Origin of the sequence: Gemmobacter denitrificans (genome assembly GCF_036964905.1) — a bacterium.
GTDB lineage: Bacteria > Pseudomonadota > Alphaproteobacteria > Rhodobacterales > Rhodobacteraceae > Gemmobacter > Gemmobacter denitrificans.
Genome location: NZ_JBALHR010000001.1, coordinates 410643 through 436294, shown reverse-complemented (window position 1 = coordinate 436294; position 25652 = coordinate 410643). Strand labels below are relative to the sequence as shown.

At 63.6% G+C, this 25652-nt stretch carries 23 protein-coding genes and 1 pseudogene; 14 read left to right on the top strand and 10 right to left on the bottom strand.

What is annotated here, in order from left to right; genetic code table 11:
* Positions 1-196 precede the first annotated feature (196 nt).
* Positions 197-1326: pseudogene (locus tag V6590_RS02155) on the top strand (DUF6456 domain-containing protein).
* Positions 1327-1406: 80 nt separating this feature from the next.
* Here V6590_RS02155 and V6590_RS02150 read toward each other — a convergent pair.
* Positions 1407-2093 (bottom strand): aquaporin, encoded by a 687-nt coding sequence (locus tag V6590_RS02150; protein WP_335418837.1) that lies wholly within the window; start codon positions 2091-2093, stop codon positions 1407-1409.
* 121 nt (positions 2094-2214) lie between these two features.
* On the opposite strand from V6590_RS02150, the gene lipA reads away from it, so the two are divergent.
* A complete protein-coding gene (gene lipA, locus V6590_RS02145) occupies positions 2215-3165 on the top strand; it encodes a lipoyl synthase (protein ID WP_335418835.1) in 951 nt (316 codons plus the stop codon).
* Positions 3166-3193: 28 nt separating this feature from the next.
* On the opposite strand, the gene V6590_RS02140 is transcribed toward lipA, so the two are convergent.
* The 3 genes from V6590_RS02140 to hpt are packed head-to-tail and all read right to left on the bottom strand — an operon-like array spanning position 3194 to position 5180.
* Positions 3194-4069, bottom strand: coding sequence for a c-type cytochrome (locus V6590_RS02140; RefSeq protein ID WP_335418832.1), 876 nt, complete (start codon positions 4067-4069; stop codon positions 3194-3196).
* 50 nt (positions 4070-4119) lie between these two features.
* A complete protein-coding gene (locus V6590_RS02135) occupies positions 4120-4644 on the bottom strand; it encodes a mismatch-specific DNA-glycosylase (protein WP_335418829.1) in 525 nt (174 codons plus the stop codon).
* Positions 4641-5180, bottom strand: coding sequence for a hypoxanthine phosphoribosyltransferase (gene hpt, locus V6590_RS02130; RefSeq protein WP_335418827.1), 540 nt, complete (start codon positions 5178-5180; stop codon positions 4641-4643). Before hpt ends, V6590_RS02135 begins: the two co-directional genes overlap by 4 nt.
* 66 nt (positions 5181-5246) lie before the next feature.
* Between hpt and V6590_RS02125 the strand changes: the two genes are divergently transcribed.
* A complete protein-coding gene (locus V6590_RS02125) occupies positions 5247-5714 on the top strand; it encodes a type II toxin-antitoxin system RatA family toxin (RefSeq protein WP_335418824.1) in 468 nt (155 codons plus the stop codon).
* A gap of 9 nt (positions 5715-5723) precedes the next feature.
* Positions 5724-6794, top strand: a complete 1071-nt coding sequence (locus tag V6590_RS02120; protein WP_335418821.1) for an AI-2E family transporter — start codon at positions 5724-5726, stop codon at positions 6792-6794.
* On the opposite strand, the gene V6590_RS02115 is transcribed toward V6590_RS02120, so the two are convergent.
* The 3 genes from V6590_RS02115 to V6590_RS02105 are packed head-to-tail and all read right to left on the bottom strand — an operon-like array spanning position 6765 to position 8876.
* A complete protein-coding gene (locus V6590_RS02115; protein WP_335418818.1) occupies positions 6765-7247 on the bottom strand; it encodes a CinA family protein in 483 nt (160 codons plus the stop codon). The two genes, V6590_RS02120 and V6590_RS02115, sit on opposite strands and share 30 nt — an antisense overlap.
* Before the next feature lie 4 nt (positions 7248-7251).
* The gene (locus V6590_RS02110) at positions 7252-7758 is read right to left on the bottom strand and encodes a phosphatidylglycerophosphatase A family protein (RefSeq protein WP_335418815.1); all 507 of its coding nucleotides are present in this window, start codon (positions 7756-7758) and stop codon (positions 7252-7254) included.
* Positions 7755-8876, bottom strand: a complete 1122-nt coding sequence (locus V6590_RS02105) for a bifunctional 2-C-methyl-D-erythritol 4-phosphate cytidylyltransferase/2-C-methyl-D-erythritol 2,4-cyclodiphosphate synthase (RefSeq protein WP_335418813.1) — start codon at positions 8874-8876, stop codon at positions 7755-7757. Before V6590_RS02105 ends, V6590_RS02110 begins: the two co-directional genes overlap by 4 nt.
* A 186-nt stretch (positions 8877-9062) precedes the next feature.
* Here V6590_RS02105 and dusB point away from each other — a divergent pair, with 186 nt between their 5' ends.
* The 5 genes from dusB (at position 9063) to ntrX (ending at position 16271) form a co-directional block, all read left to right on the top strand.
* A complete protein-coding gene (gene dusB, locus V6590_RS02100; protein ID WP_335418810.1) occupies positions 9063-10043 on the top strand; it encodes a tRNA dihydrouridine synthase DusB in 981 nt (326 codons plus the stop codon).
* The gene (locus V6590_RS02095) at positions 10040-11143 is read left to right on the top strand and encodes a two-component system sensor histidine kinase NtrB (protein WP_335418808.1); all 1104 of its coding nucleotides are present in this window, start codon (positions 10040-10042) and stop codon (positions 11141-11143) included. The genes dusB and V6590_RS02095 overlap by 4 nt, the downstream gene beginning before the upstream one ends.
* Positions 11143-12510: a response regulator gene (locus tag V6590_RS02090; protein ID WP_335418805.1), complete on the top strand. Its 1368-nt coding sequence runs from the start codon at positions 11143-11145 to the stop codon at positions 12508-12510. Before V6590_RS02095 ends, V6590_RS02090 begins: the two co-directional genes overlap by 1 nt.
* A 102-nt stretch (positions 12511-12612) precedes the next feature.
* Positions 12613-14880 carry a sensor histidine kinase NtrY-like gene (locus V6590_RS02085; protein ID WP_434063213.1) on the top strand — a complete coding sequence of 756 codons (2268 nt, stop codon included), beginning with the start codon at positions 12613-12615 and terminating at the stop codon, positions 14878-14880.
* Positions 14877-16271 carry a nitrogen assimilation response regulator NtrX gene (gene ntrX / locus V6590_RS02080; RefSeq protein ID WP_335418802.1) on the top strand — a complete coding sequence of 465 codons (1395 nt, stop codon included), beginning with the start codon at positions 14877-14879 and terminating at the stop codon, positions 16269-16271. The genes V6590_RS02085 and ntrX overlap by 4 nt, the downstream gene beginning before the upstream one ends.
* Positions 16272-16436: 165 nt before the next feature.
* Here the strand turns inward: ntrX and V6590_RS02075 are convergent, their stop codons facing one another.
* Positions 16437-16790, bottom strand: a complete 354-nt coding sequence (locus V6590_RS02075; protein ID WP_335418800.1) for a CZB domain-containing protein — start codon at positions 16788-16790, stop codon at positions 16437-16439.
* A gap of 318 nt (positions 16791-17108) precedes the next feature.
* On the opposite strand from V6590_RS02075, the gene trkA reads away from it, so the two are divergent.
* From trkA to hflX, 4 genes are all read left to right on the top strand, one after another.
* Complete coding sequence (gene trkA, locus V6590_RS02070; protein WP_335418797.1) at positions 17109-18485, top strand: Trk system potassium transporter TrkA; 1377 nt, start codon at positions 17109-17111, stop codon at positions 18483-18485.
* A 3-nt stretch (positions 18486-18488) separates the two neighbouring features.
* On the top strand, positions 18489-19994 hold the full coding sequence (locus V6590_RS02065; protein WP_335418795.1) for a TrkH family potassium uptake protein: 1506 nt from the start codon (positions 18489-18491) through the stop codon (positions 19992-19994).
* A gap of 131 nt (positions 19995-20125) precedes the next feature.
* Positions 20126-20359 (top strand): RNA chaperone Hfq, encoded by a 234-nt coding sequence (hfq, locus tag V6590_RS02060; RefSeq protein ID WP_054303569.1) that lies wholly within the window; start codon positions 20126-20128, stop codon positions 20357-20359.
* Between the two features lie 44 nt (positions 20360-20403).
* Positions 20404-21696: a GTPase HflX gene (hflX, locus tag V6590_RS02055; protein WP_335418774.1), complete on the top strand. Its 1293-nt coding sequence runs from the start codon at positions 20404-20406 to the stop codon at positions 21694-21696.
* Here hflX and V6590_RS02050 read toward each other — a convergent pair.
* Complete coding sequence (locus tag V6590_RS02050; protein WP_335418771.1) at positions 21693-22190, bottom strand: GNAT family N-acetyltransferase; 498 nt, start codon at positions 22188-22190, stop codon at positions 21693-21695. The genes hflX and V6590_RS02050 overlap by 4 nt on opposite strands.
* Positions 22187-24661 carry a penicillin acylase family protein gene (locus tag V6590_RS02045; protein WP_335418768.1) on the bottom strand — a complete coding sequence of 825 codons (2475 nt, stop codon included), beginning with the start codon at positions 24659-24661 and terminating at the stop codon, positions 22187-22189. The genes V6590_RS02050 and V6590_RS02045 overlap by 4 nt, the downstream gene beginning before the upstream one ends.
* 78 nt (positions 24662-24739) lie before the next feature.
* Here V6590_RS02045 and V6590_RS02040 point away from each other — a divergent pair, with 78 nt between their 5' ends.
* Entirely contained in the window at positions 24740-25606 is an 867-nt protein-coding gene (locus V6590_RS02040) for an NAD(P)-dependent oxidoreductase (protein WP_335418765.1), read from the top strand.
* Positions 25607-25652: the final 46 nt, after the last annotated feature.

The window sequence follows — 25652 nt, the reverse complement described above, 5'->3', positions numbered from 1 at the left end:
CACAGCACAACCCGCTGTTGCGTGTCCCCCTGTTTCACCGCGCGGACTGGTCGTCTTTGTTTAGGAAATAGAAACAATTATCGGGTTCAGCCCCAAAGTTGCCGATTTCGTTAACCAAGGGGCAACCAAAGGCTCCCACGGTTGGAATTGTCCAAAACCGGACATGACCCCGGGGGATGGCTGCAGGATAAGAAAAATGGAACCTAACCTGAGCGCCGATTTCACCTTGCCCGCATGGCTTCCTGATGCCGTGCGACTCTACCTCGATCATACCGAAGAGGGATTGTCGCTGCGCGAACTTGCGCGGCGCGAGGGGCTTGCGGCCTCGACTGTCATGCGGCAGGTGCGCCGATACGAGGCACGCCGGGATGATCCGCTGGTGGACGAGGCCCTTGCGGCATTGGCACGGGCGCAGGGGGCAGGTTCCGCCCACCCGCATGATCCCACCCGGAAGGACGGCACTGCCATGACCGCACAAATCCGCACCACCCCGATCACCCTTGACGATGCGGGCATTGCCCGCGAAGGCCGCCGCGTCCTGCGGCGGATGGCTGAACCCGGCGCCGTCATGGCCATTGCGCCGGAGATGGAAAAGGCCGCCGTCCTGCGCGAGGCGGCGGATGGCCGCATGGTGCAGACGGCTGTGCTGGAACGCGCCGTGGCCCAGGCCTTCGCGCTGAAAGACTGGATCGCCGTGCGCAAGGCGCAGGGCCGGCTCTCGACCTATGAAATCACCGCGCCAGGCAGGGCGGCCCCGAAGCGGCTTGTCGAAGAGGAAGACCGCCGACGCATGGCCCATCACGGCATGGCCGAAGCCGCCACGCCCTTTGCCGATCAGCACCGCGTCTGGGGCGATCGCATGGAGACCGATGAAGAAGGGCCGCGTATAATGTGGCGGAAAGCCCATTGGCCGTGCTGGCCCGGCGGCGCGACAAGGATGGCAAGGTCTTTCTGGAACCCGAACTGGTCCATGCCGGAGAACGGCTGCGCGAGGATTTCGAACTGGCGCAGATGGGGCCGCGCGTGGCGCAGAACTGGGATCGGTTCCTGACCGGGGCCGATCGGGGCGGGTTTAGCAATGACAGCGGTCTGGCCGAAGGGCCGACAGCGGCGCGCGACAGGGTGGCGGCCGCGCTGCGCGATCTGGGGCCAGGCCTGGGCGATGTCGTTCTACGGGTGTGCTGCTATCTGGAGGGGCTGGAAGTGGCCGAACGCCGGATGGGCTGGGCCGCGCGTTCGGGCAAGATCGTGTTGCGCATCGCATTGCAGCGGCTGCGGCGGCACTATGACGAAACTTATGGCCGGTCTGGTCCGCTGATTGGCTAAGCCAAGGTTCTTCACCAAACTGAAAAAAGGGGCTGCCAGATTGGCAGCCCCCTTCATTTCTGTATCGTTTGTCAGGTCGATCAGGCGTCAGCGCGGGTCAGGCCCATGCCGTAGATCATCCCGGCCAGAGCGCCACCAGCCAGCGGGGCCACGATAAACACCCACAATTGCGACAGCGCTTCACCACCTGCAAAAAGGGCAGGCCCGATCGACCGCGCGGGGTTGACCGAAACGCCAGTCACATTGATGCCCACAAGATGGATCGCTGCCAGCGTCAGACCAATGGCCAGACCGGCAAAACCGGCTGCAGCCTTCGGACCGGTCGCCCCAAGGATGACCGTCACGAACAGGAAGGTCGCGACAAATTCAAAGACCAGCGCCGCGCCAAGCGCATATTCGCCCAGATATCCCGGGCCAAAGCCGTTGGAGCCAAGCGCCCATGCGCCCATCGTGAAGCCGGGCTTGCCGCTGGCGATCAGATAAAGAATTCCGGCCCCCAAAATCGCGCCGATCACCTGCGCAACGGCGTAGGATACGAATTCGCCCACCGTCATCCGCCCGGCGGTCACCATGCCCAGCGACACCGCCGGGTTCAGATGCGCACCCGAGATCGCCCCAAGCCCATAGGCCGCCGCCACGATGGCAAGGCCAAAGGCCAGCGAAATGCCTGTCAGGCCGATATCGGCACCGGCCAGAACGGCCGAGCCGCAGCCAAACAGCACGAGAATCGCTGTTCCCAATGCCTCTGCAATCAGTTTCTTGGGCATGTTCACTCCTGTAATTGTTACCCTTTTCCGCAGGGTCCGCTGCTGGTTGCTCTGCAAGGTTGCCTCTGCGGTATAAACAGCCTATGTGAAAGCCATAGCTTCCGTCACGGGGAAAAATCCGATGCGCGATCTCAAAATCCCGGATCAACGCCACCCGGAAAAGGCGCATCGACCGGATCAGGATCAACCCAAGAAACCCAGCTGGATCCGCGTCAAGGCGCCGACATCGCAGGGCTACAAGGATACACGCGATATCCTCAAGGCAAACCGCCTTGTCACCGTCTGCGAGGAAGCGGGCTGCCCCAATGTCGGTGAATGCTGGAGCGCGGGCCACGCCACCATGATGATCATGGGCGAAATCTGCACGCGTGGCTGCACCTTCTGCAATGTGGCCACCGGCAAGCCCGACGTGCTGGATGCGTTCGAACCCGGGCGGGTTGCCCATGCCGTGCAGACTCTGGGCCTGAAACATGTGGTCATCACCAGCGTGGACCGCGACGATCTGGCCGATGGCGGGGCCGAGCATTTTGCCCAGACCATCCGTGCAATCCGCCACCGGTCGCCCGACACCACGATTGAAATTCTGACGCCCGATTTCCTGAAATGTCCGTCTTCGGCGCTGGAAACTGTGGTTGCGGCCAAACCTGACGTCTTCAACCACAATCTGGAAACCGTGCCGGGCCTTTACCCCACGGTGCGCCCCGGTGCGCGCTATTTCCACAGTCTGCGGTTGCTGCAACGGGTCAAGGAACTGGACCCCACCATTTTCACCAAATCCGGTATCATGGTGGGCCTGGGCGAAGATGCGCAGGGTGTGCGGCAGGTGATGGATGACATGCGTTCGGCCGATGTCGATTTCCTGACCATCGGGCAGTATCTGCAACCCACGCCGAAGCATCATCGGGTTGCGGCCTTCATCACGCCCGAGGAATTCGCCGCCTATGAAAAGGCCGCCTGGGGCAAGGGCTTCCTGATGGTTTCTGCAACGCCCTTGACCCGGTCCTCCTATCACGCGGGCGAGGATTTCGCCCGGTTGCGCGCGGCGCGCATGGAAAAGCTGGGCCGGGCCTGAGCTTCATGGGGCCGGAACTGGCCCCCGGTCACCTGATAGCCTTCAGATAGGCTGCCACGGCCTGCCGGTCACTTTCTGGCAAGCGGGCCATGTTTTCCACCACATGCGCCATATGGCCCCCGACACTGTCATACTCCGGGGTAAAACCGGTCGTCAGGTATTCGACGATTTCCGCCTCTGACCAGCTCAGCTTGCCGGGCGTGATGTTCGGGATCGTGCCTTCGCCAGCAGGGTTTGGCCCACCCGTCAACCAGCGCGACCGATCCATCCCGCCCAGAAGGTTGCGCGGCGTGTGGCATTCGCCACAATGGGCCAGCGCCTCGGCGATATAGCGGCCACGGGCTTCTGCCGGGGTCAGATCGCCACCCACCACCCAATCCTCGTTCAGAAACAGCAGTTTCCAACCGCCAAGACTGCGGCGGATGTTGAAGGGAAAGCCCACCTGATGCGGTTGGCTGGGTGTGGCGTCCGCGGGCAATCCATCCATGAAGGCCTTCAGATCAGCCAGATCCTGCAATTCCATCCGGCTGTATGACGCATAGGGAAAAACCGGGTAGTAATGCGCCCCGTCAGGCGAAACGCCGCGCGTCACCGCATTGGCGAATTCGGCCAGGGTCCAGCCGCCAATTCCCTGATCCGACGGTGAGATGTTGGGTGCCAGAAAGGTGCCGAAGGGCGAAGGAAAGGCCTGCCCCCCGGCAAGAACCAGTTGCGCCGCGCCGGTGGCGCCGGGGGCCATGTGACATGACGCACATCCCGCAGCCCAGAACACCTGTTCACCCTTTGCCGCATCCCCCGTCAGCCCCGCCGTCGCAGCAGCGGGCAGCGGCTGTGGCGCGGTCAGATACCAGCCGATGCCAGCAGCCAGCAGACCCAGAACAGCCAGAGTGCGGAACCGCAGCATCAGAACCCCCATCGCTTTGGGCCCAAGCCTAACCCCGATCCGGCCCGACGTCACCCGGCTTGATCGGGGGGCGGACCTTGGTCCGAGCGCTGGCACTCGGCCAAGGCCCGCCAGGGGTCTTTCCGGAAATGCCCGCGCGCGCGCCCCGAAGGTGAGGGCAGCGCCCAAAGCCGGATGCCCGGCAGGCGCGGATCGTCTGGCAGCGGGCCTGCCGATACTGTCCTGGCCCCAAGTGCCAGCCGCGCCGCCGTCAGGCTGGTGAAGGCCAGAAATTCCGGCGCATGAAGGTTCACCTTGGCGATCAGGCCGGGCGCATCCCAGGCAGCCTGCGGTATTTCGGCATCCGCGCCGCTGGCTGTTTTGGCCAGATCGGTCAGGCCAATGCCAAACCGCTGCACAAGGTGATCTTCTTCGGGGCGCAGGCGGCGCGGGGTCAGGCCAAACTCGGCCAGCAGAGGCCAGAACTGATTGCCCGGCCCCGCATAGTAATGCCCGCGCAGCGCCGATACCCGGCCCGCCGCCGTGCCGCAGAACACGACCCGCAGCCCAGGGCCCAGAAGATCGGGCAGGATCATTCGGTGAAACGCACCTTGCCGATATAGGGCAGGTTACGATTGCGCTGCGCAAAATCGATCCCATAGCCCACCACGAATTCATCGGGAATTTCGAACCCCGTCCATGTGGCCTTGATCGGCACTTCGCGGCGCGAAGGTTTGTCCAGCAGCGCGCAGACCTCCAGCCGCCGGGGGTCACGGCTGAGCAGCAGGTTCTTCACATGATGCAGGGTAAAGCCGGTATCGACGATGTCTTCGACCACCAGAACATCGCGCCCCGCGATTTCGCCGCGCAGATCCTTCAGGATGCGCACCTCTCGGCTGCTGTGCATGGCATCGCCATAGCTTGACGCTTCCATGAAATCGACCTCGACCGGCAGGTCGATTTCGCGCACCAGATCAGCGATAAAGACAAAGGACCCGCGCAGCAGGCCCACCACGACCAATTTGTCGGTTCCCGCATAAGTTGCCGTGATCTCGGCAGCCAAGGCCTCCACCCGTGCGGCGATGGCCTTGGCCGAAATCATCTGATCGATCACATATGGTCTCTGCGGCATGGCGGCCCCTTGATTTTGCGCAAGCATTTACACAAAACCGGAAAGGAAAGTCACCAAGGAAGCCACATGCCCACCCATCATGAAACGCGCGTCGTGCCCTATACGGCGCAGCAGATGTACGATCTGGTGGCCGATGTGGGCAATTACCCCAAATTCCTGCCCTGGACGGCCGCCGCGCGCATCCGGTCCCGCAAGCCCATTGCTCCGGAGGGCGAGGTGATGGAGGCCGATCTGGTCATCAGCTTCAAGGTGTTTCGCGAAAGGTTCGGCAGCCGGGTCACGCTTTGGCCCGTCGCGCGCAAGATCGATACCGAATATCTGGATGGTCCGTTCCGGCATATGAAAAGCTTCTGGCAGTTTCGCGATGCGCCGGGCGGCAGCGAGATTGAATTCTTTGTGGATTTCGAGTTTCGCAATGCGATCCTTCAGGGCATCATCGGCGTGGTGTTCAACGAGGCGATGTTGCGCGTGGTCCGTGCCTTTGAACGCCGCGCGGCCGAGCTTTACGGGCCTGCCGCTTCCCCCTTGCGCTGAAAGGTCGTCATGTCGCGTCGTATAGAAACCCGGCCCCTGGCCATTGTGGCCGCCTTTTCCGCTGCCGGACTGATCGCGCTTTCGGTTCTGGCGCTGTATATCGCGCAGGCCATCCTGATCCCCATTGCCTTTGCGATGGTGGTCACCTTCGTGCTGTGGGCGGTGGTGGACTGGATGAGCCGGGTGCCCGGTCTGAACCTGTTGCCGCGCGTCGTGCATCATGCCGTGGTGCTGGGTCTGTTCGTGGTGGCGATCATCCTGACGATCAATACTCTGCGGTCGAATGGCGAGGTTCTGGTGCAGCGCATTCCGCAATATTCCCAGAACATCATTGGGTTGGTGGCCGAACTTGATGCAAGGTTCCAGATCGATCAGCTGATCCCCGGCGGATTGGCACAGATCCTGGGCGCGAATTTCGATCTGCAGGGGATCGCCCGGCAGTTTCTGGCCACGCTGGGCAGTCTGGGCGGTCTGCTGGTGCTGATCCTGCTCTATACCAGCTTTCTGATGATCGAATATGGCGGCTTTGTGCGCAAGCTGCACATGGCGTTCCCGAATGGCGAACAGGCCGAACGGATCATTGCCATCACATCCGACATCAACAGCCGGATCGGCGGTTTTCTGGCGGTCAAGACGGTGATCAACATCGTCCTTGGCGTGCTGTCCTATTTCGGGCTGGCCGCCATGGGGGTGGAGCTTGCGGGGTTCTGGGCCATCTATATCGGGGTTCTGAACTACACACCCTATATCGGATCGGCGGCCGGGGTGGTGGCACCCACGCTGATGGCGCTGGCGCAGACTGGCGACATTCAGCATACGGTCATCACCGGGGCCATCCTGTCCGCCTTGCAATTCATCATCGGATCGCTGATCGAGCCGCATGTAATGGGGCGGCGGATCAATCTCAGCCCGATGATGGTGCTGGTCAGCCTTGCCAGCTGGTATGCGCTTTGGGGGCTGCCGGGGGCCGTGCTGGCGGTGCCGATGACCGTCATCATCCTTGCCGTGCTGGGGGCGATCCCGCTGACACGGCCCGCTGCGATCCTGCTGTCAAATGACGGGCGGATCGGCGAGGGCTGACAGGATCAGCGCAAGCGCATGGTCGCGCGTGGCCGCGCGCACGCGATCCCGCCCAAGGGGGCCGAATTCGACGGTTTCCAGCAGCACCGGGCGCCCGGTTACAGCCAGACCGAAACAGACCCGGCCCTCGGGCTTGAACTCCGATCCGCCGGGGCCTGCGATTCCGGTCACCGCCACCGCGATTTTCGCCGCGCTGTGGCCAAGCGCCCCCAGGGCCATCTCTGCCGCCACCTGTTCCGATACCGCGCCATGGGCGGCAAGCGTGCTGGCCTGCACCCCCAGCATCTCTTGCTTGGCGGCATTGGAATAGGTGACAAAGCCGCGGTCGAACACATCGGACGACCCCGGAAGATCGGTCAGGGCTGCGGAAATCATGCCCGCGGTGCAGCTTTCCGCGGTTGCGATCCTGCATGAGGATCGCCGCGCAAGGTCAAGGATTTGCTGGCAGATCATAACATCACCCCAACATCGGTTTCAGCCAGATGTGATAGACTGCCGCCAGAATGACCGATCCGATCCCGGCAAACAGCCCGGCCCAGAGATCATCCAGCATGACACCCTTTGCATCATGCCGCCGGTCGGCCCGGCCCACCAGCCAGGGCTTCCAGATGTCGAACAGGCGAAACAGCAGGAAGGGCACCAGCCAGCCCGGCCATGCGCCGAATGTCAGCGCCTCGACCCGGTGCTGCCAGAGCGGGACAAAGGTGAAAGACAGCGCCAGCCATTGCCCGGCCACCTCGTCGATCACCACTTCGGATGGGTCAGTGTCGCCGCGCCCTTCCAGATAGCGCGGCACCGCCCAGAAGCCCAGAAGCGCAGCCAGCAGTGCACCCAGCGGCACCAGCAGGGCCAGACCCGCCTCATAGGCCGCGACGGCCAGCACGACAGCGGCCAGCGACCCCCAGGTGCCGGGGGCGGGGCGCAGGTGGCCCACGCCAAAGAAGGTGCAGATCAGGCTGGTCATGTCATCCCCAAGGTTGCGGTGGCGATGGCGGCAATGCCTTCCTCGCGCCCGGTAAAGCCCAGTCGTTCCGATGTGGTGGCCTTGACGCTGACCCGGTGCAGATCGACACCCATGATCGCCGCCAGCGCCTGCCGCATCGCCTCGGCATGGGGGCCGATCTTGGGCCGCTCACAGACCAGCGTCACATCGCAATTGAGCAGGCGATAGCCCATCTGATGCGCCAGATCGATGGCATGGCGCAGGAAGATATGGCTCGCCGCGCCTTTCCACTGTGGGTCGGAGGGCGGAAAATGTCGCCCGATATCGCCCTGCGCCAGCGCACCATAGATCGCATCGGTCAGGGCATGCATCCCCACATCGGCATCGGAATGGCCCAGCAGCGCCTTGTCATGCGGCACCTTGACACCACACAACCAGCAATGATCGCCCGGAGTGAAGGCGTGAACGTCATAGCCATTGCCAAGACGGATTTCCATGCTGCGCCCTTTCAGGATCGCTTCGGCCCGGGCAAAATCGCCGGGGAAGGTCAGTTTCAGATTGTCTTCATCGCCGGGCACGATGGCAACGGGCAGGCCGGCAGCGCGGGCCACCTCGACGTCATCGGCAGCATCGCCGCCATATGCCCGGTGTGCGGCAAGGATGGTTGCGAAATCAAATGCCTGCGGGGTCTGGGCGCGAAACAGGCCGCTGCGGTCCTGCGTGCCGGTCACGCCCGACGCATCGCCGCGCCACAGCGCATCGGTCACCGCAAGCGCCGGGGCAGCGGCTGGTCCGTGGTCCAGCGCCGCCTGCAGACGGGCAATCAGCGCAGGCGCAACCAGGGGCCGCGCGCCATCATGGATCAACACCCGGGTCACACCGCGCCCGGCCAGTGCCTCCAGCGCATTGCGCACCGATGCCGCCCGTGTTGCGCCGCCTTCGACCAGCAGATCGGCGGGTAGGCCGGAGGCGCGGGCGCGATCATCCGGGTGGATCACCAGCACCCGCATCAGGCCCGCAAAGGCCGCCAGCGTATGGGCAATGACCGGCTGCCCGGCAAGGCTCTGCCATTGCTTGGGAATCTCGCCCCCGGCGCGGGTGCCGCGCCCGGCTGCAACGATGATGGCGGCTGTGGTCATCGCGATCTCCTTCCCGCCCATGTGTTAGGGGATGCGACCGCCGGTGACAATGCAGGTGGCATAGTCGGGGCAAAGAGCCTATATTTTAGGCAAATACAAGTTTCCGCCCAGAAATGCAGCATTGCACCTTTGTCGCAACCCTGTGCAAAGGCTAGCTGCATAATTGACAGACAAGGAAGTCCTGCCGTGCCCGCAAAACTGGCCGACATCACGCTTGAACCGCCCGTCCTTCTGGCCCCGCTGGCCGGAATCACCGATCTGCCGTTCCGGCAACTGGTGGCCTCTTTCGGGGCCGGTTTGGTGGTCAGCGAGATGGTCGCCAGCCAGGAAGTGGTGCAGGCCCGTCCTCTGGCGCGGGCGCGGGCCGAGCTTGGCTTCGATCAGGCGGCGACTTCGGTGCAACTGGCCGGGCGCGAGCCCTACTGGATGGCAGAGGCCGCGAAATATGTGGCCGGTCAGGGCGCGCGGATCATCGACATCAACATGGGGTGCCCGGCCAAGAAGGTGACCAACGGCTATTCCGGTTCGGCGCTGATGAAGGATCTGGACCATGCGCTGCGCCTGATTGATGCGGTGGTGGGGGCGGTGGATGTTCCGGTCACGCTCAAGACCCGGCTGGGCTGGGATGATGGGCTGCTCAATGCCCCCGAACTTGCCCGCCGGGCCGAGGCGGCCGGGGTGCGGATGGTCACGATCCATGGCCGGACGCGCTGCCAGTTCTACAAGGGGCAGGCCGATTGGGCGGCCATTGCGCGGGTGAAGGCAGCGGTCGGCGTGCCGGTCATCGCCAATGGCGACATTACCAGCCCCGACAGCGCGGCGCAGGCTTTGGCTGCATCAGGCGCGGATGGCGTGATGATCGGGCGGGGCGCGCAGGGGCGGCCCTGGCTGCTGGCGCAGGTGGCAGCGGCGCTTTACGGTCGCCCGGCCCCGGTTGTGCCGCAGAATGATGCCCTGGCCGATCTGGTGGTGGGCCATTATCAGGCCATGCTGGGGTTCTACGGGCTGGAGCTGGGCCTGAAGATCGCCCGCAAACATCTGCTGTGGTATCTGGAGGCCGCGGGGCTTGAAGGTGCGCGCGCGCCGATCATCACGGGCGATGACCCTGCGCAGGTGATCCGGCTGCTGCGCGCCGCCTTTGCCCAGCAGGAAAGGGCCGCCGCATGAAGGGGTTCCGCCAACCCTATCCGGTGCCGGGGGTCGTCTGGGCGTCATTGCCCATTCCGGCCCTGCTGATCGAAGAGGCCGGACGCATCATCGAAACCAATCCGGCGGCGGAACTGTTCCTGAACGCATCGGCCCGCAGCCTGAAGGGCCAGCCGGTTTTCGACCGTATCCATATCGACGCGGAAATGGACGAGGCCTTTGCCCGTGCCCGTGCCAACCAGTCGGCATTGTTCATCAATGATGTGGATGTCACGAGCGGCGAAAAGCCCCCGGTGCAATGCACGGTGCAGATCGCGCCGATGGCCGATAACCCGGATGTGCTGATGCTGCTGATATCGCCCCGCGAAATCGCCGATCGGCTGGGCCGGGCTGGCGCGGCCAAGACGGCGGCGAAATCGGCGATCGGCATGGCCGAGATGCTGGCGCATGAAATCAAGAACCCGCTGGCCGGCATTTCAGGTGCGGCGCAGCTTCTGTCGATGGGGCTGAGCCCCGAGGATCAGGAACTGACCGATCTGATCGTCGAGGAAACCCGGCGCATCGTGAAGCTGCTGGAGCAGGTGGAGCAATTCGGCAACCTGCGCCCGCCAGAGCGGCGCGCGGTGAACATTCATGATGCGCTGGACCGGGCCCGGAAATCGGCGATGATCGGCTTTGCCGCGCGGATGCGCTTTGTCGAGGAATATGATCCCTCGCTGCCGCCCACCTTTGCCGATCCCGACCAACTGATGCAGGTGTTTCTCAACCTCATCAAGAACGCGGCCGAGGCGGCGGGTGACAAGGGCGGCACCATCACACTGCGCACCCGGTATGACCTGTCGCTGCGCCTGCGGCGGCGCGATGGCACCGGGCGGGCTTTGCCCTTGCAGGTGGAAATCATGGATGATGGCCCCGGCCTGCCGCCCGGCATCGCCGATGACATCTTTGAACCTTTCGTATCCGGCAAGGAAAACGGCACGGGGCTGGGGCTCGCGCTCGTCTCAAAGATCATTACCGAACATGAAGGCTGGATCGCGGTGGATTCAGGCCCGGGCCGCACGGTGTTCCGTGTTTCCCTGCCTGTCGCCCCGCGTGAGGCGCAGAAGAAGGAAACTGGCTGATGGATGGCACGGTACTGGTTGCCGATGACGACCGCACGATCCGCACGGTGCTGACCCAGGCGCTGACCCGGGCGGGTTGCAAGGTGCATGCCACCTCGTCGCTCATCACGCTGATGCGGTGGGTGGAGGAGGGCAAGGGCGATCTGGTCATTTCTGACGTGGTCATGCCCGATGGCAACGGGCTGGAGGCCCTGCCGCGCATCGGCAAGATTCGCCCCGATCTGCCGGTGATCGTGATTTCGGCCCAGAATACCATCATGACCGCCATTCAGGCCGCCGAGGCCGAGGCCTTTGACTATCTGCCCAAGCCCTTTGATCTGCCTGATCTGATGAAACGGTCGGCCCGGGCGCTGGATGTGAAGCGCCGGGTGCCCAAACCCGCGCCCCAAGCCCCGCGCGAGGCCGGGGATGATCTGCCGCTGGTCGGGCGCACGGCTGCCATGCAGGCGCTGTATCGGCTGGTGGCACGTGTGATGAACACCGATCTTCCGGTGCTGATCACCGGCGAAAGCGGCACTGGCAAATCGCTGATTGCCCGCGCCATCCATGATTTTTCCGACCGCCGCACCATGCCTTTCGTGGTGGCACAGGCCAATGATCTGGTCGGGATGGACGGGCCTTCAACCCTGCTGTCACGGGCGCGTGGCGGATCGCTGGTTTTTGACGAAGTGGCCGATCTGGATGACGAGGCACAGGCCCGCATCGTGCGCATGCTGGACATGCTGGGCGACAATGCGCCCCGCATCATGGCCACGTCGCAGGGCAATCTTGCGGCGCGGATGGAAAATGGCGGGTTCCGGCAGGACCTGTTCTACCGGCTTGGCGGGGTCACGCTGCATGTGCCCTCGTTGCGGGAACGGGTGGATGACATTCCGCTGCTGGCCGATCACTTCCTGGCCCGGGGCGAGCGCGATTTCGGTCAGGTGCGGCGGCTTGCCCCGGATGCGCGCGAACTGGTGCGCGGCTACAGCTGGCCGGGCAATGTGCGGCAGCTGGAAAACACGCTCAAGCGGCTGATGGTCACGGCATCGGAACCCGAGATCACGCGAGCCGAAGTTGAGGCCGCCCTGGGCAGCCTGCCACTGCCCGAACCGATGAAGGGCATGGGCGATGCTGACCGGCTTTCGGCCTCGGTCGCGCGGCATCTGAAGCGGTATTTCGATCTGCATGGGGGCAGCCTGCCACCGCCGGGGGTCTATACGCGTATCCTGCGCGAAGTTGAGGCCCCGTTGATCGAAATTGCACTGGATGCCACCGGCGGCAATCAGGCCAAATGTGCCGATCTTTTGGGGATCAACCGCAATACCTTGCGTAAAAAGATCACAGAGCTGGATATTCAGGTGACACGCCGTCGCAAGCTGATGTAAAAGCGCAACATAGGGCGTTGCGTTTTGGCCAGTGGCCGATTCACGACAGCCCTGTGGCTGCGGGGGCACGCTTGCCCGCCGCTTCGGTGGGGAAGGTGTCCGGTGCGGGTGGCTGTGGCAGGCAATGGCTGGATGATGAAACTGGTGCGGCTGCGACGGCAGCGCCGGTTTCAGACGCTGATGACGCTTGGCCTTGTGCTGCTGGCGCCTGTGCTGGTGGTGGTGACGCTGGCGGCCCTTGGCCCGCTGGATACCGGCGGCAATTCCAACCTGTTGCGGCTGATCCTGCTGGCCGACATCGTTTATGTCCTGCTGGTGGCGGCGTTGGTTCTGGCGCGGGTCATGCAGCTTGTGGCCGATCGGCGGCGGCAATCGGCGGGATCGCGGCTGCACATGCGGCTGACCGGGGTTTTCGCGCTGCTGGCGCTGACGCCCACGGTGCTGGTGGCCATCTTTGCCATGGTCACGGTGAATGTGGGTCTTGAAGGGTGGTTTTCCGAACGGGTGCAGCGCGTGGTCGGGGCGTCATTGGCCGCGGCCGAGGCCTATGAACGCGAACATCGCGAAGATCTGATCCAGGATGCGCAGAACCTTGCGGGGTTCCTGAACGTCACCAAGCAATCCACCTTCTTTCTGGCCGATGATCAGCTGCGCCCGCTTTTGACCGAAGCACAGGAACGGGTGCAGCGCGGACTGCGCGAGGCCTATCTGATCGATGGGGCCGGCGAATTGCGCACCCGGGGATCGCGATCCTACCTGTTCAACTTCGAACGGCCTTCGGCCGAGGACATGATCCGCGCACAATCGGGCGAAACGGTCATCATTCAGGATTGGGACAATGACGAATTTCGTGCCCTGATCCGGCTGGAGGCCTTTGCCGACCGGTTCCTTTATATCTCGCGCGAGGTGGATGGCGATCTCCTCGGCCTGCTGGACAGTACCCGCGAAAGCGTGCGCTTCTATCAGCAGGTGGAACAGGCGCGCGGGCGCATCCTGTTCGAATTCGGCCTGCTGTATCTGGGCTTTGCGCTGATCCTCATTCTGGCGGCGATCTGGCTTGCGCTGTGGTTTGCCGAACGGCTGAGCCGTCCGGTCGGGCGGCTGGCTTCGGCGGCGCAGCGCGTGGGCGAGGGCGATCTGAATGTGCAGGTGCTGGAGGAAGAGGGCGATGATGAAATCGCCACGCTGGGCCGCATGTTCAACCGCATGACCCGGCAGTTGAAGGGGCAGCGCGAAGAATTGCTCGACAGCCACCGCCAGACCGAACGGCGGCGGCGCTTGTTCGACAGCGTGCTGTCATCGGTGACGGCCGGGGTTATTGGTCTGGATGCCGATGGCGATGTGGATTTCGTGAACCGGGCGGCAGAACGTCTGCTGGATTATCACGAAGGCAAAGCCGATGTCGCGCTGTCGGTTGCGGTGCCGGAATTCGGCGCGCTGTTCGATCGCCTGCGCGAGGGCGGCGGGGTGGCCGTGCAGGAAGAGGTGCGGCTGGTTCGTCAGGGCCGGATGGAAAGCCTGCTGGTGCGGATGAGCGTGCGGCGCAGCGATTCCGGCCGACTGGAGGGCTATGTGGTGGCCTTTGACGACGTGACCGATCTGGTCAGCGCGCAGCGTATGGCCGCCTGGGGCGACGTGGCCCGCCGCATCGCCCATGAAATCAAGAACCCGCTGACCCCGATCCAGCTTTCGGCAGAGCGGATCAAGCGCAAGTTTCGTCGTGAGGTCGCGGCCCCCGACGAACTGGATGCGCTGGCCGATGTGATCGTGCGCCAGACCAATGACCTGCGCCGGATCGTTGACGAATTCTCCAAATTCGCCCGGATGCCCGAACCCGACCGGCGCGAAACCGATCTGACCGGCCTGCTGCGGGATGCGGTAACCTTGCAGGACTCCGGGCTGCCCGGCATCCGGCTGGTAGCCGATCTGCCGCAAGCGCCGCTGCTGATGGATCTCGACGCAACGATGATCGGCCAGGCCCTGACAAATCTTATCAAGAACGCCGGAGAAGCCATTGAAGGGCTTCACGAAAAAGGTGCGCCAGATGGATATGCGCCCGAAATCCGCATCACCTGCCAGCCCGGGGCCGAAGATGTCACCATCACCATCGCCGACAATGGCATCGGCCTGCCAACCGACCGATCCCGCCTGTTTGAACCCTATGTCACCACGCGGGAAAAGGGCACGGGCCTGGGTCTGCCCATCGTCAAGAAGATCATTGAAGAACATGGCGGATCGCTCATCCTGACCGATGCGCCGCAATTTGAAGGCAATGCCCATGCGGGCGCGCTGGCAGAGATCCGACTGCCGCGCGCGCCCCGCATCAAGGGGCGCAGAGCTGCGGCCACAGGAGGCCAGGGAGACGCATGACCAGCATTCTGATCGTCGATGACGAACGTGACATCCGCGAATTGATCGGGGATATCCTGAAAGACGAAGGCTTTCAGGTCCGGCTTGCCGCCAATGCCGATGACTGTATCAGTGCCATCAATGCCGAACCTCCGGCACTGATGATCCTGGATATCTGGCTGAAGGACAGCCGGATGGACGGGATCGACATTCTGAAAACCGTGAAACGCGACAATCCGGATGTGCCGGTTGTCATCATTTCCGGCCATGGCAATATCGAAATCGCGGTGGCGGCCATCAAGCAGGGCGCCTATGACTTTATCGAAAAACCCTTCAATATCGATCAGTTGATGGTTGTCGTGTCGCGGGCGATGGAAACCTCGCGGCTGCGGCGCGAAAATTCCGAACTGCGCCGTCGCGATGTGACCGCGTCGGAAATGCTGGGCAGCTCGGCCGCCTTCCGGGGCTTGAAGGCCCAGCTTGACAAGGTGACCAAATCGAACGGGCGGGTGATGCTGACCGGGCCGGCCGGTTCGGGCAAGGAAATGGCGGCGCGGTTTATCCATGCCCATTCCAACCGCGCGGGGGCGGCTTTCGTGTCGGTCTCCTCTGCAGCCATCGAACCCGACCGCATGGAAGAGGTGCTGTTCGGGCGTGAAACCCCTGAACGCGGGGTTGAACCCGGTTTGCTCGAACAGGCGCATGGCGGGGTGGTTTACTTCGATGAAGTGGCCGATATGCCGCTGGGCACCCAATCCAAGATCCTCCGCGTGCTGGTGGAACAGCAATTCACGCGCGTGGGCGGGCAAGACAAGGTGCGCGTCGATCTGCGGGTCATCAGCTCCACCACCCGGAACCTGCGGTCGGAAATCGCGGCGGGCCGCTTCCGGCAGGAACTGTATGACCGGCTGAATGTTGTGCCGATTGCGGTGCCCAGTCTGGAAGACCGGCGCGAGGATATCCCCGAGCTGACCCGGCATTTCATCGACATGTTCCATCGCAGCCAGGGCCTGCCGCTGCGCGACCTGACCCCGGATGCCGAAGCGATGCTGCAGACCAGTCGCTGGCCGGGAAATGTACGCCAATTGCGCAATGTCATCGAACGGGTGCTGATCCTGGGCGAAAGCCATGGCCCGATCGAGGCACGCGAATTGCCGGGACAGGAAGCCGCCGCGCAAGAGGATGGGCGGTTGGTGATCGGCGGTCAATTGGCCACCCTGCCGCTGCGCGAGGCGCGCGAACTGTTCGAAAAGGAATATCTGCTGACCCAGATCAACCGGTTTGGCGGCAATATCAGCCGGACTGCGGCCTTTGTCGGCATGGAACGCAGCGCCCTGCACCGAAAGCTGAAATCGCTGGGGGTGGTGACGGGGTCCAAGGCGCGCGGCGAGGAAGAAGAAAGCGAAGATTGACGCGGGGCTTGTCTGGGGCCTGTTTCAGGGAACAGGCCCCGCGCCGATGCCGCGCCTTCCATGCCAGGCCTGCGCGACGAACCGGTCGGGTCGGATCGCGGGGCGTGACCTGACAGAAGTTCAGGTCACGCCCCTCTGGCGCGCCGACAAAGTGACAGTCTGCCGTCAGAGGGCAGCGGCCTTCTTCAGCGCAATGAACGCCACCCCGACTTCGTTCGACGCGTTGGCATAGGGCGTGCCGTTGCCAAGTGCAGCCTCGGCCTCTGCATATTTGCCCGCGTTGACCAGACCCGCAACGCGCCCGGCCTGAACGTGAAACGCCTTGTGCTTGTCCATCGCCTTCATGAATTCCGGCGTGCGGCCCCACCGGGTGCCACCTTCGCCATGGAGCCATTGGCCAACAGCGCAACAATTGTCCTTGCCGATCGTTGCGGCATCCATCCGCTCTTTCTGCGAAATGGCGCGGCGGAATTTCAACCGCCACTCAGCATGGTTCTTGACTGCGTCTTCGAGATTCACCGATGTCTCCTGTCAGGTGTGAAAACCACACACACAGCACCTTTGCCGTGTGTGTTCCCGGAAAGTTAAAGCCCCAGCATCACCACCCGGCATTAACGCCGGGTTTAATTGCCAAATCTTCTGCAAATATCCCGCACGGGCCGGAGATGTGGTGCGCCCAAGGGTTGCCGTCGGGCGCGGTCATGTCATCCATGCCCGACCAGGAGCTTCTGTATTGTGCGGAACATGCGATTTGATCGTGAAGCTGCGGTATGGACAGAAGCTTGACCCGCCTGACGCCCCATGCCATCCCTGACCGGGCACAGACAGGGGTAGGCTATGAAGGTGATCATCTGTGGCGCGGGGCAGGTCGGCTGGCAGATCGCCCGGCACCTGTCGGGCGAACGCAACGATGTCACGGTGGTGGACAACAACCCCGATCTTGTACGCCGCGCCAGTGAAACGCTGGATGTGCAGGGTGTGACGGGCTTTGCCAGCTATCCGGATGTGCTGGAAAAGGCAGGGGCCCGCGATGCCGACATGATCATCGCCGCCACCCATTCTGATGAAGTGAACATGGTCACCTGTCAGGTGGCCCATTCGGTCTTTGCCGTGCCGCGCAAGATCGCCCGCCTGCGGGCGCAAAGCTATACTGATGCGATCTATGCCGATCTGTATCGCCGCGATCATCTGCCGATCGACGTGGTGATCAGCCCCGAACGCGAAGTGGCCGAAGCCGCGCTGCAGCGTCTGGCAGCCCCCGCGGCCTTTGACGCCGAAAGCTTCTTTGAAGGGCAGGCGCAATTGCTCGGCATCGATCTGACCGACGAATGCCCGGTGCTGAACACGCCGCTGCGGCAGCTCAATGATCTGTTTCCCACCTTGCGCGCCATTGTGGTGGGCGTGCGCCGCAAGGGCCGGCTGTTTGCCCCCGATCCGGGCGATCAGTTGTTCGAAGGCGATCAGGCCTATGTCTTCACCCATCGCGAGGACATTCACCGCACGCTGGAAGTCTTTGGAAAATCTACCAAAAAACAGGAACGCCTGATCATCGTGGGCGGGGGCAACGTGGGTCTTGGTGTGGCCCGTGCGCTGGAGGCGCGCAGCGACCGCATCCGTGCCAAGATCATCGAGATGGACCGCTCCCGCGCCGAATATGCCGCCGATCATCTGGAACGCACCATCGTTCTGCATGGCGATGGCATGGATATCGACCTGCTGACCGAAGCGGCGATTGACCGGGCCGATGCCGTGCTGGCCGTGACGGATGACGACAAGACCAACATGCTGGTTGCAGTGCGGGCCAAATCGGCGGGCTGCGCCATGGCGATTGCCTTGGTCAACGATCCGACCCTGCTGCCGCTGCTGGGCGAATTGGGCATCGACGCCCATATCAACCCGCGCGCCACCACCGTTTCCTCGATCCTGCGCCATATCCGGCATGGGCGGGTGCGTCAGATCTATTCCATCGGCGATGCCGAGGCCGAGGTGATCGAGGCGCAGGTTCTGGGCACATCACCGCTGGCCGGACGTCAGATCCGCGATATCGAATTTCCCGAAGGCGTATTGGTCGGCGCAGTGATGAAGGCGGGCAAGGTGATGAAGCCCACAGGCGACCTGCGGATTGATGAGGGCGATGTGATCGCCATCTTTGCCATGACACCAGACGTGCCCGAGGTGGAACGTCTGCTGCAAGTCTCCATCGATTTCTTCTGACCGATGGCGCTGAACCGGTTCAGCGATCTGCCCCTGCTCGTGCTGCTGATGGCGGCAGCGGCTTTGGCCATGCTTGTGCCCGGCCTGCACGCCTATGCGCTGCGCGACCATGATGTCGGACGCCCGTTTCTGTATGGCGCGGTGATGTTGATGATCTTCACCGCAATGGTGGGGTTGGCTGTGGTGAACCGGCCGCGCAAAGGGCGCAATCATCTGGTCTCGCTGGTCTCGACCTATGCCGTGCTGCCGCTGCTGCTGGCAGTGCCGTTTCATCAGGTATTGCAGGATACCCGCTTTCTGAATGCCTGGTTCGAAATGCTGTCGTCCTTCACCACCACCGGGGCCACGCTGTATGATGCGCCGGGGCGCCTGCCGCCCAGCCTGCATCTGTGGCGGATGCTGGTGGGCTGGCTGGGCGGGTTCTTCATTCTGGTGATGGGGGTGGCGGTGCTGATGCCGCTGCATCTGGGCGGGATGGAGATCATGGTGCCGCGCCGCTCTGCCAGTGACCAGACCCGGCAGATTGCCCGGCTGGCCGATCCAGGCGAGCGCGAAATGCGTCTGGCGCTGCTGCTGGGCCCGGCCTATCTGGGCTTCACCATGGCATTGTGGATGTTGCTTGTGATGGCGGGCGAGGACGGGTTCCGCGCGCTGGCGCTGGCCATGGCGACAATCTCGACCAGCGGTATCCTGCCGGTTGGCGCAGAACCGGCAAGCGTTGGAAGCGAGGTTCTGATCGCGGGGTTTCTGGCATTGGCCGTGACGCGCCGCGCCTTTCCGGGCGACATGTTCGCCGATCGCAGCCGTCCGCCGCTGCAAGACCCCGAGGTGCGCATGGCCCTTGGCCTCGTTGCGGCAGTGACGGCCGTGCTGTTCCTGCGTCATTGGGTCGGCGCCATCGATCAGGCGGGCACACCAAGCCTTGGCCATCTGCTGCATGCGCTGTGGGGCACGGCCTTCACGGCGCTGTCCTTTCTGACCACCACCGGCTTTGTCGCGACGGAATGGGATATGGCCCGGCACTGGTCGGGCCTTGGCAATCCGGGCCTGATCCTGATGGGGCTGGCCGTGATAGGTGGCGGGGTTGCCACCACGGCGGGCGGGGTGAAGCTGCTGCGCGTTTATGCGCTCTACCGGCTGGGCGAACGGGAACTGGAACGGCTGGTCCATCCACATTCGGTGGGCGGCGGCGGGGCGCAGCAGCGCTATCTGCGCGGACAAGGGGCGCAGTTGGCCTGGGTGTTCTTCATGCTGTTTGCCATGTCGATCGGCGGCGTGGTGGCGGCACTGACGCTGCTGGGGCAGGGGTTTGACCGCGCGCTGGTGCTGGCCATCGCCGCGCTGAGCAATACCGGGCCCATCGCCACCCATGCCGGCGACCTGCCTGTGCGCTTTGCCGAACTGGGTGATCTGGCCAAGATGGTGCTGGGCGGGGCGATGGTTCTGGGCCGGGTAGAGGTTCTGGCGGTGCTGGCATTGGCCAATCCCGCAGCCTGGCGGGCACCATGACGCAACTGTTGCGATAAAGGTCTGTTTTTGGGCTGGAATCTCGGCCTTTTGCCAGACATACTGATTCTGCTGCCCTCTTGAACGGCCAGAGGCGGCATTCCTAGGACCGCGCGATAAAAAAGGCAAAAAAAATGGCTGCCGACAAACAAAATTTGCAGGACGCTTTTCTCAACCATGTGCGGAAAGCCAAGGTTCCGGTGACAATTTTCCTGATCAACGGTGTCAAGTTGCAGGGTGTCATCACCTGGTTTGATAATTTCTGCGTGCTCTTGCGCCGCGATGGCCAGTCGCAGCTGGTCTACAAGCATGCGATTTCAACCATCATGCCGGGCGCTCCGATCAACCTCTATGAGGGTGAAGACTGATTTCTGATCGCCCTGACCCGCAGGATGACAGTTCCCCGCTGCCTTTGGCAGACGGGGCTGGTCTGCACGGAACCGCTGCAAAGCCAACCCGCGCCTGGATCCTGCATCCCGACATTCGCAATGAACGCAGCCGCCGTCTGCCGGAACATGGTCTGGCCGAGGCGGTGTCTTTGGCGGGCGCCCTGCCCAGCCTTGATCTGATCGGCGCCGAAGTGGTGCGCCTGCCCAGGCTGCACCCCGGCACGCTGTTCGGTTCGGGCAAGCTTGAGGAGCTGAAATCCCGGTTCCGGCAGGAAGAGATCGGTCTGGTTCTGGTGGACGGGCCGGTCAGCCCTGTGCAGCAGCGCAATCTGGAAAAGGAATGGGGGGTCAAGCTGCTGGACCGGACCAGCCTGATCCTGGAAATCTTTGCCGATCGCGCGCGAACCCGCGAAGGTGTGCTGCAGGTCGAACTGGCGGCATTGTCCTATCAGCGCACCCGTCTGGTGCGGGCCTGGACCCACCTGGAACGCCAGCGCGGCGGGTTCGGGTTTGTCGGCGGGCCGGGCGAGACGCAGAAGGAAAACGACCGTCGCGCCATCGACGAACAGGTGATCCGGCTGAAGCGCCAACTGGAAAAGGTGGTCCGCACCCGCGAATTGCACCGCAGCGCCCGGCGCAAGGTGCCGTTTCCGATTGTGGCCCTGGTGGGCTATACCAATGCGGGCAAATCGACCCTGTTCAATCGGGCGACCGGGGCCGATGTGCTGGCCAAGGACATGCTGTTTGCCACGCTGGATCCCACGATGCGCGGCGTCACCTTGCCCTCGGGGCGCAAGGTGATCCTGTCCGATACGGTGGGATTTATCTCTGATCTGCCGACGCAACTGGTGGCCGCTTTCCGCGCGACGCTGGAAGAGGTGCTGGAGGCCGATCTGATCCTGCATGTGCGCGACATCGCCCATCCCGAAAGTGCGGAACAGGCGGCGGATGTGACCGACATCCTGCACAGCCTTGGGGTGCCGGGCGCAACGCCGATCTTCGAAATCTGGAACAAGCTGGATCTGGTCGAACCGGGGTTGCGCGAAGGGCTGCAGGCACAGGCTGCGGCGCGCGAGGGTGTCTTTGCCGTTTCGGCTCTGACAGGCGAAGGGCTGGACGGGCTTCTTGCCGCGATCAGCATGGCCTTTGACGAGGCGCGCAGCGCAAGGCAGCTTGATCTGCCCTTCAGCGATGGCCGGCGCCGGGCCTGGCTGCATGGCGAAGGCGTGGTACAGGCTGAAACCCAGACCGAAACCGGCTGGCGCATTGATGTGCTGTGGACCGCGCGGCAAGAGGCGGGCTGGCGCGCGCTTTAACCCGGTGCCCGCTCCAGCCGCAGATAGACGCTGTCGCACCATTCATCGCCCCACAGCAGCGTGCGCTCCGCCCGATGGGTTTCGCGAAAGCCGAAGCCCGCCAGCAGTGACAGGCAAGGCAGGTTGCGCGGATCGGCCTCGGCGGTCAGGTGATCCAGATCATGCGTGGCAAAGAGATAGGGGATCAACGCCGCAAAGGCCTCGCGCATCAGCCCCTGCCGCCAATGATCGGCATGCAGGATCATGCCGATTTCCGAGCGTCGCCACATGCCGGCCTTGCCGATCACCCGGCCTGCATGTTCCACGACAAAATCATCCGCTTCGGGGGGCAGGGCTGCGATCAACCAGTCCAGATAGGTTGCCGTGCGCGCCAGCGTCTGATGCGGTGGTTCCGACCAGTAACGCATGGCTGGCGCGCAGGTGAAGACGCGGTGCAGGTCTTGCAGATCGGCGGGCCGTGCCCGCCGCAGGATCAAGCGGTCGGTGCGGATCACTCGCTGGCCTCGGGCGGCGTCAGGGTCATGATGCCCACCGCCGCAGCCCGGGCCAGCGCCGGGTCCAGCGTCATCGGGATATATTCGCCGCGCCGCCAGCGTTCGCCCAGATTGTCGTAATGACGGCTGAGCGGATGGCCCGATTGCCCGGTCGAAGTGATGAACACCGAACTGTCAGGATCGGCAAAATCATAGACGCCGCGATAGCCCGCCCCATGCACATTCAGCCACGGATTCGGTCCGCTTCCCTTGGTGCGACCGCGCATCAGGGTGTGGTCATCGCCACTGGTGCTTTGACGGATATTGACGAACCATTTCACAAAGGCCACTTCGCCCAGCACCGGGTGATCCTGCGCCGCCTGATGCACATCGCCCCATCGCCAGCTTTCCACCTGACGGCCAAAGCGTTCCGACAGATCCAGCAGCGCCTCGTCCAATGCGATGCGGGCCAGATCGGTGCAGGTTTCCACCGGGGCCGACTGGATCACATCGCACCAGAGGCCCGCGCCATCGACATTGCGATAGACACGTTCCAGAAACAGCGGCTCGATCGCGGTGAATCCATCGGCCATCGGACCGATTTCGTCACGGATCAGCCGGTCTTGCAGGGCGCGCATCCAGGCCTGATAGATCAAGGGTTCGGGCAGATGTTCGTTCATCTCGCCGTTCCATTTCGCCAGCAGTTCCAGTGCTTCTTGCCGCAGCCGGTCGGGCGTGCCATCGGGCGCGGCCTCGCCGGTGAACCACAGATCGGCCCCGATCAGCGGCAAGAGCGTGCGGGCGGTCGGGCTGACCGTATCCAGCTGCGCTTCGATAAAGCTTTCGCGGGTATGCACTTCGCGGGTTTTCATCAGCGTCAGCCAGCGCTGGATGCGCTGTGTATCGCCCCAGTCATGGCTGAAATGGCGGGGGAAAGGCAGATCGACGGTCTTGTTGTTGGTATTGCCCAGAATGCCCGAGGCGGGGTTGGTAAAGCGCGGATTGTCGGCATAGGGCAGAAAGCCCTGCCAGCGGTTTTCCGGCTTCCAACCTGGCGCGGGCATGCGGCCCTGCGTTTCGTGCCGGGCATCGCGCAGGGGCATCCGCCCGATCACCTGCAAGGCAATGCCATTGCGATCGGCCAGCATCAGGTTCTGCGCAGGTGCGATCATCAACTCGCCGGCTGCCATCGCTTCGGCCGTGGTCTGGGCCTTCATCAGCCGGATCGCCGCGGTCATCGATGTGTCTTGCCCGTTCAGTGCCGTCCAGGACAGGGCGGCCACATGGCCGGGTGGCACCACGCTGTCCAGATCATAATGCGAACCGGGCAGAACGGGGCCATTGTCGGTCCAGCGCAGCACCAGCGTCTTGGGCGAGGCATCCTTCACCTGCAGGATCGACTTGCGGGTTTCGAAGCGTTTCCAGCCATCGGGGGTGCGGTATTCTTCGGGATTGTCGGGGTTGACCTCTTCCAGCATCAGGTCCTGATCGTCGAGATAGGCCGTCGTCAACCCCCAGCCAAGCGCATCTGACCGCCCGACCATCACCGCCGGAACACCCGGCAGCGTGCCGCCGATCACGCCGCCCGTGGTCAGCTCCAGCCGCGCCAGATACCACAGGGTCGGTGCGGTGAAGCCCAGATGCGGATCACTGGCCAGCAACGACCCACCGGCAGCCGACCGGCCAGGTGCTGCCGCCCAGGCGTTCGAGGCCCCGGTAAAGCCGCGCGGCAGGAAGGGCGACAGAGGGTCGCGCGTGGCCAGACCCGCAGATTTCAGGGCCGGGCGCGCGCCGGGGGCAATGCTGGCATAATCGGGCAGGGTGGCGACAGGCTGGCCCGGATCATCGGGCAGGATATCCGCCAGCCGCGCCCCGGGCAGCAGCATCGACATGCGGGCGCGCAGCACCTCATCCCCGATCTTGCCGGACAGTTGCAGCGCCATCAGCTTCAGGATCGCCAGGCTATCCGCCGGTTGCCAGGCGGCAATCTCGGGCGAGAACAGAAAGAATTCCGGTGCCCCGCGTCCGCGCGCGCCCTCGTTCACCTGTGCGATCCAGGCATTCACCCCTTCGGCATAGGCCGTCAACGCCTCTTGCGTAGAGGCGTCCTGCACCGCGACCGATTGGCTTGCCAACGTGTAAAGATCATAGCGGCGCAGCAATTCGTCGATCTTTTCGGTGCGCGTGCCAAAGATCTCTGACAGCCGCCCCTGTGCCGTACGGCGCAGCATGGTCATCTGCCACAGACGATCCTGCGCATGCACAAAGCCCAGGGCGAAGAACACGTCGCGGTCGGACTGGCCGAAGATATGCGGCACGTTGTCATTGTTGCGCACCACCTCGACCGGCGCTGTCAGGCCGGGCAGGGCGAAATCTTCCTCGTAATCTGGCAGGGAACGCGACAGGAAGTAATAGCTGCCCAGCATGGCCAATCCGGCCAGCGCCACAACCCCGGTAAAGATGCGCAGAAGCCAGCGGAAAACTGTGAACATCGGGCCCATCCTTGACCTTGCTACCGGATTGCGTTCCTAGTCGATCCCGCGTCCGGGGGCAATTGGAAGGGGAACACCATGGCGACAGTGGCATTTCTTGGCTTGGGGGTCATGGGCTATCCGATGGCAGGGCATCTGGTGGCCAAGGGGCATCAGGTGACGGTCTATAACCGGACCGAGGCCAAGGCAAAGACCTGGGTCGTCGAACATGGCGGCAAATGGGGGGCCACGCCCCGCGCTGCGGCCGAAGGTGCCGAATTCGTGATGGCCTGCGTTGGCAATGACGATGACCTGCGCAGCGTCTGCCTTGGCCCGGATGGGGCCTTTGCCGGGATGAAACCCGGTACGGTTTTCGTCGATCACACCACGGTTTCGGCGCAGGTGACGCGCGAACTGGCCGCGGTGGCTGCCGAACAGGGCAAGAACTTTGTCGATGCGCCGGTTTCGGGTGGGCAGGCCGGGGCGCAGAACGGCGTGCTTTCGGTGATGTGTGGCGGTGATGCGGCGGCCTATGAACGGGCCGAGCCGGTGATCGCCGCCTATGCCCGCATCTGCCGCCGTCTGGGCGATAGTGGCGCGGGCCAACTGGCCAAGATGATGAACCAGATCTGTATCGCCGGTCTGGTGCAGGGCCTGGCCGAGGCGCTGGCCTTTGGCCAGAAGGCGGGGCTGGATGGCGCGGCGGTGGTCGAAGTCATCAGCCAGGGCGCCGCCGGAAGCTGGCAGATGCAGAACCGCCACAAGACCATGCTGGCCGGTGAATTCGATTTCGGCTTTGCGGTGGACTGGATGCGCAAGGATCTGAAAATCTGCCTGGAAACCGCCGATCAGATCGGGGCGATCCTGCCCGTCACCGCCCTTGTGGATCAGTTCTACAAGGAGGTTCAGCAGATGGGCGGCCAGCGCAACGACACATCCAGCCTGATCCGCCGCCTGACACGCTGATGTGATCTTGGCTGCGGCAGGTGCGCCGCAGCCATGTCTGGCCTGC

Coding starts and splice junctions, on each gene's coding strand:
- V6590_RS02150 (WP_335418837.1), bottom strand. CDS start 2,093: ATGCCCAAGAAACTGATTGCAGAGGCATTGGGAACAGCGATTCTCGTG.
- lipA (WP_335418835.1), top strand. CDS start 2,215: ATGCGCGATCTCAAAATCCCGGATCAACGCCACCCGGAAAAGGCGCAT.
- V6590_RS02140 (WP_335418832.1), bottom strand. CDS start 4,069: ATGCTGCGGTTCCGCACTCTGGCTGTTCTGGGTCTGCTGGCTGCTGGC.
- V6590_RS02135 (WP_335418829.1), bottom strand. CDS start 4,644: ATGATCCTGCCCGATCTTCTGGGCCCTGGGCTGCGGGTCGTGTTCTGC.
- hpt (WP_335418827.1), bottom strand. CDS start 5,180: ATGCCGCAGAGACCATATGTGATCGATCAGATGATTTCGGCCAAGGCC.
- V6590_RS02125 (WP_335418824.1), top strand. CDS start 5,247: ATGCCCACCCATCATGAAACGCGCGTCGTGCCCTATACGGCGCAGCAG.
- V6590_RS02120 (WP_335418821.1), top strand. CDS start 5,724: ATGTCGCGTCGTATAGAAACCCGGCCCCTGGCCATTGTGGCCGCCTTT.
- V6590_RS02115 (WP_335418818.1), bottom strand. CDS start 7,247: ATGATCTGCCAGCAAATCCTTGACCTTGCGCGGCGATCCTCATGCAGG.
- V6590_RS02110 (WP_335418815.1), bottom strand. CDS start 7,758: ATGACCAGCCTGATCTGCACCTTCTTTGGCGTGGGCCACCTGCGCCCC.
- V6590_RS02105 (WP_335418813.1), bottom strand. CDS start 8,876: ATGACCACAGCCGCCATCATCGTTGCAGCCGGGCGCGGCACCCGCGCC.
- V6590_RS02095 (WP_335418808.1), top strand. CDS start 10,040: ATGAAGGGGTTCCGCCAACCCTATCCGGTGCCGGGGGTCGTCTGGGCG.
- V6590_RS02090 (WP_335418805.1), top strand. CDS start 11,143: ATGGATGGCACGGTACTGGTTGCCGATGACGACCGCACGATCCGCACG.
- ntrX (WP_335418802.1), top strand. CDS start 14,877: ATGACCAGCATTCTGATCGTCGATGACGAACGTGACATCCGCGAATTG.
- trkA (WP_335418797.1), top strand. CDS start 17,109: ATGAAGGTGATCATCTGTGGCGCGGGGCAGGTCGGCTGGCAGATCGCC.
- V6590_RS02065 (WP_335418795.1), top strand. CDS start 18,489: ATGGCGCTGAACCGGTTCAGCGATCTGCCCCTGCTCGTGCTGCTGATG.
- hfq (WP_054303569.1), top strand. CDS start 20,126: ATGGCTGCCGACAAACAAAATTTGCAGGACGCTTTTCTCAACCATGTG.
- V6590_RS02045 (WP_335418768.1), bottom strand. CDS start 24,661: ATGTTCACAGTTTTCCGCTGGCTTCTGCGCATCTTTACCGGGGTTGTG.
- V6590_RS02040 (WP_335418765.1), top strand. CDS start 24,740: ATGGCGACAGTGGCATTTCTTGGCTTGGGGGTCATGGGCTATCCGATG.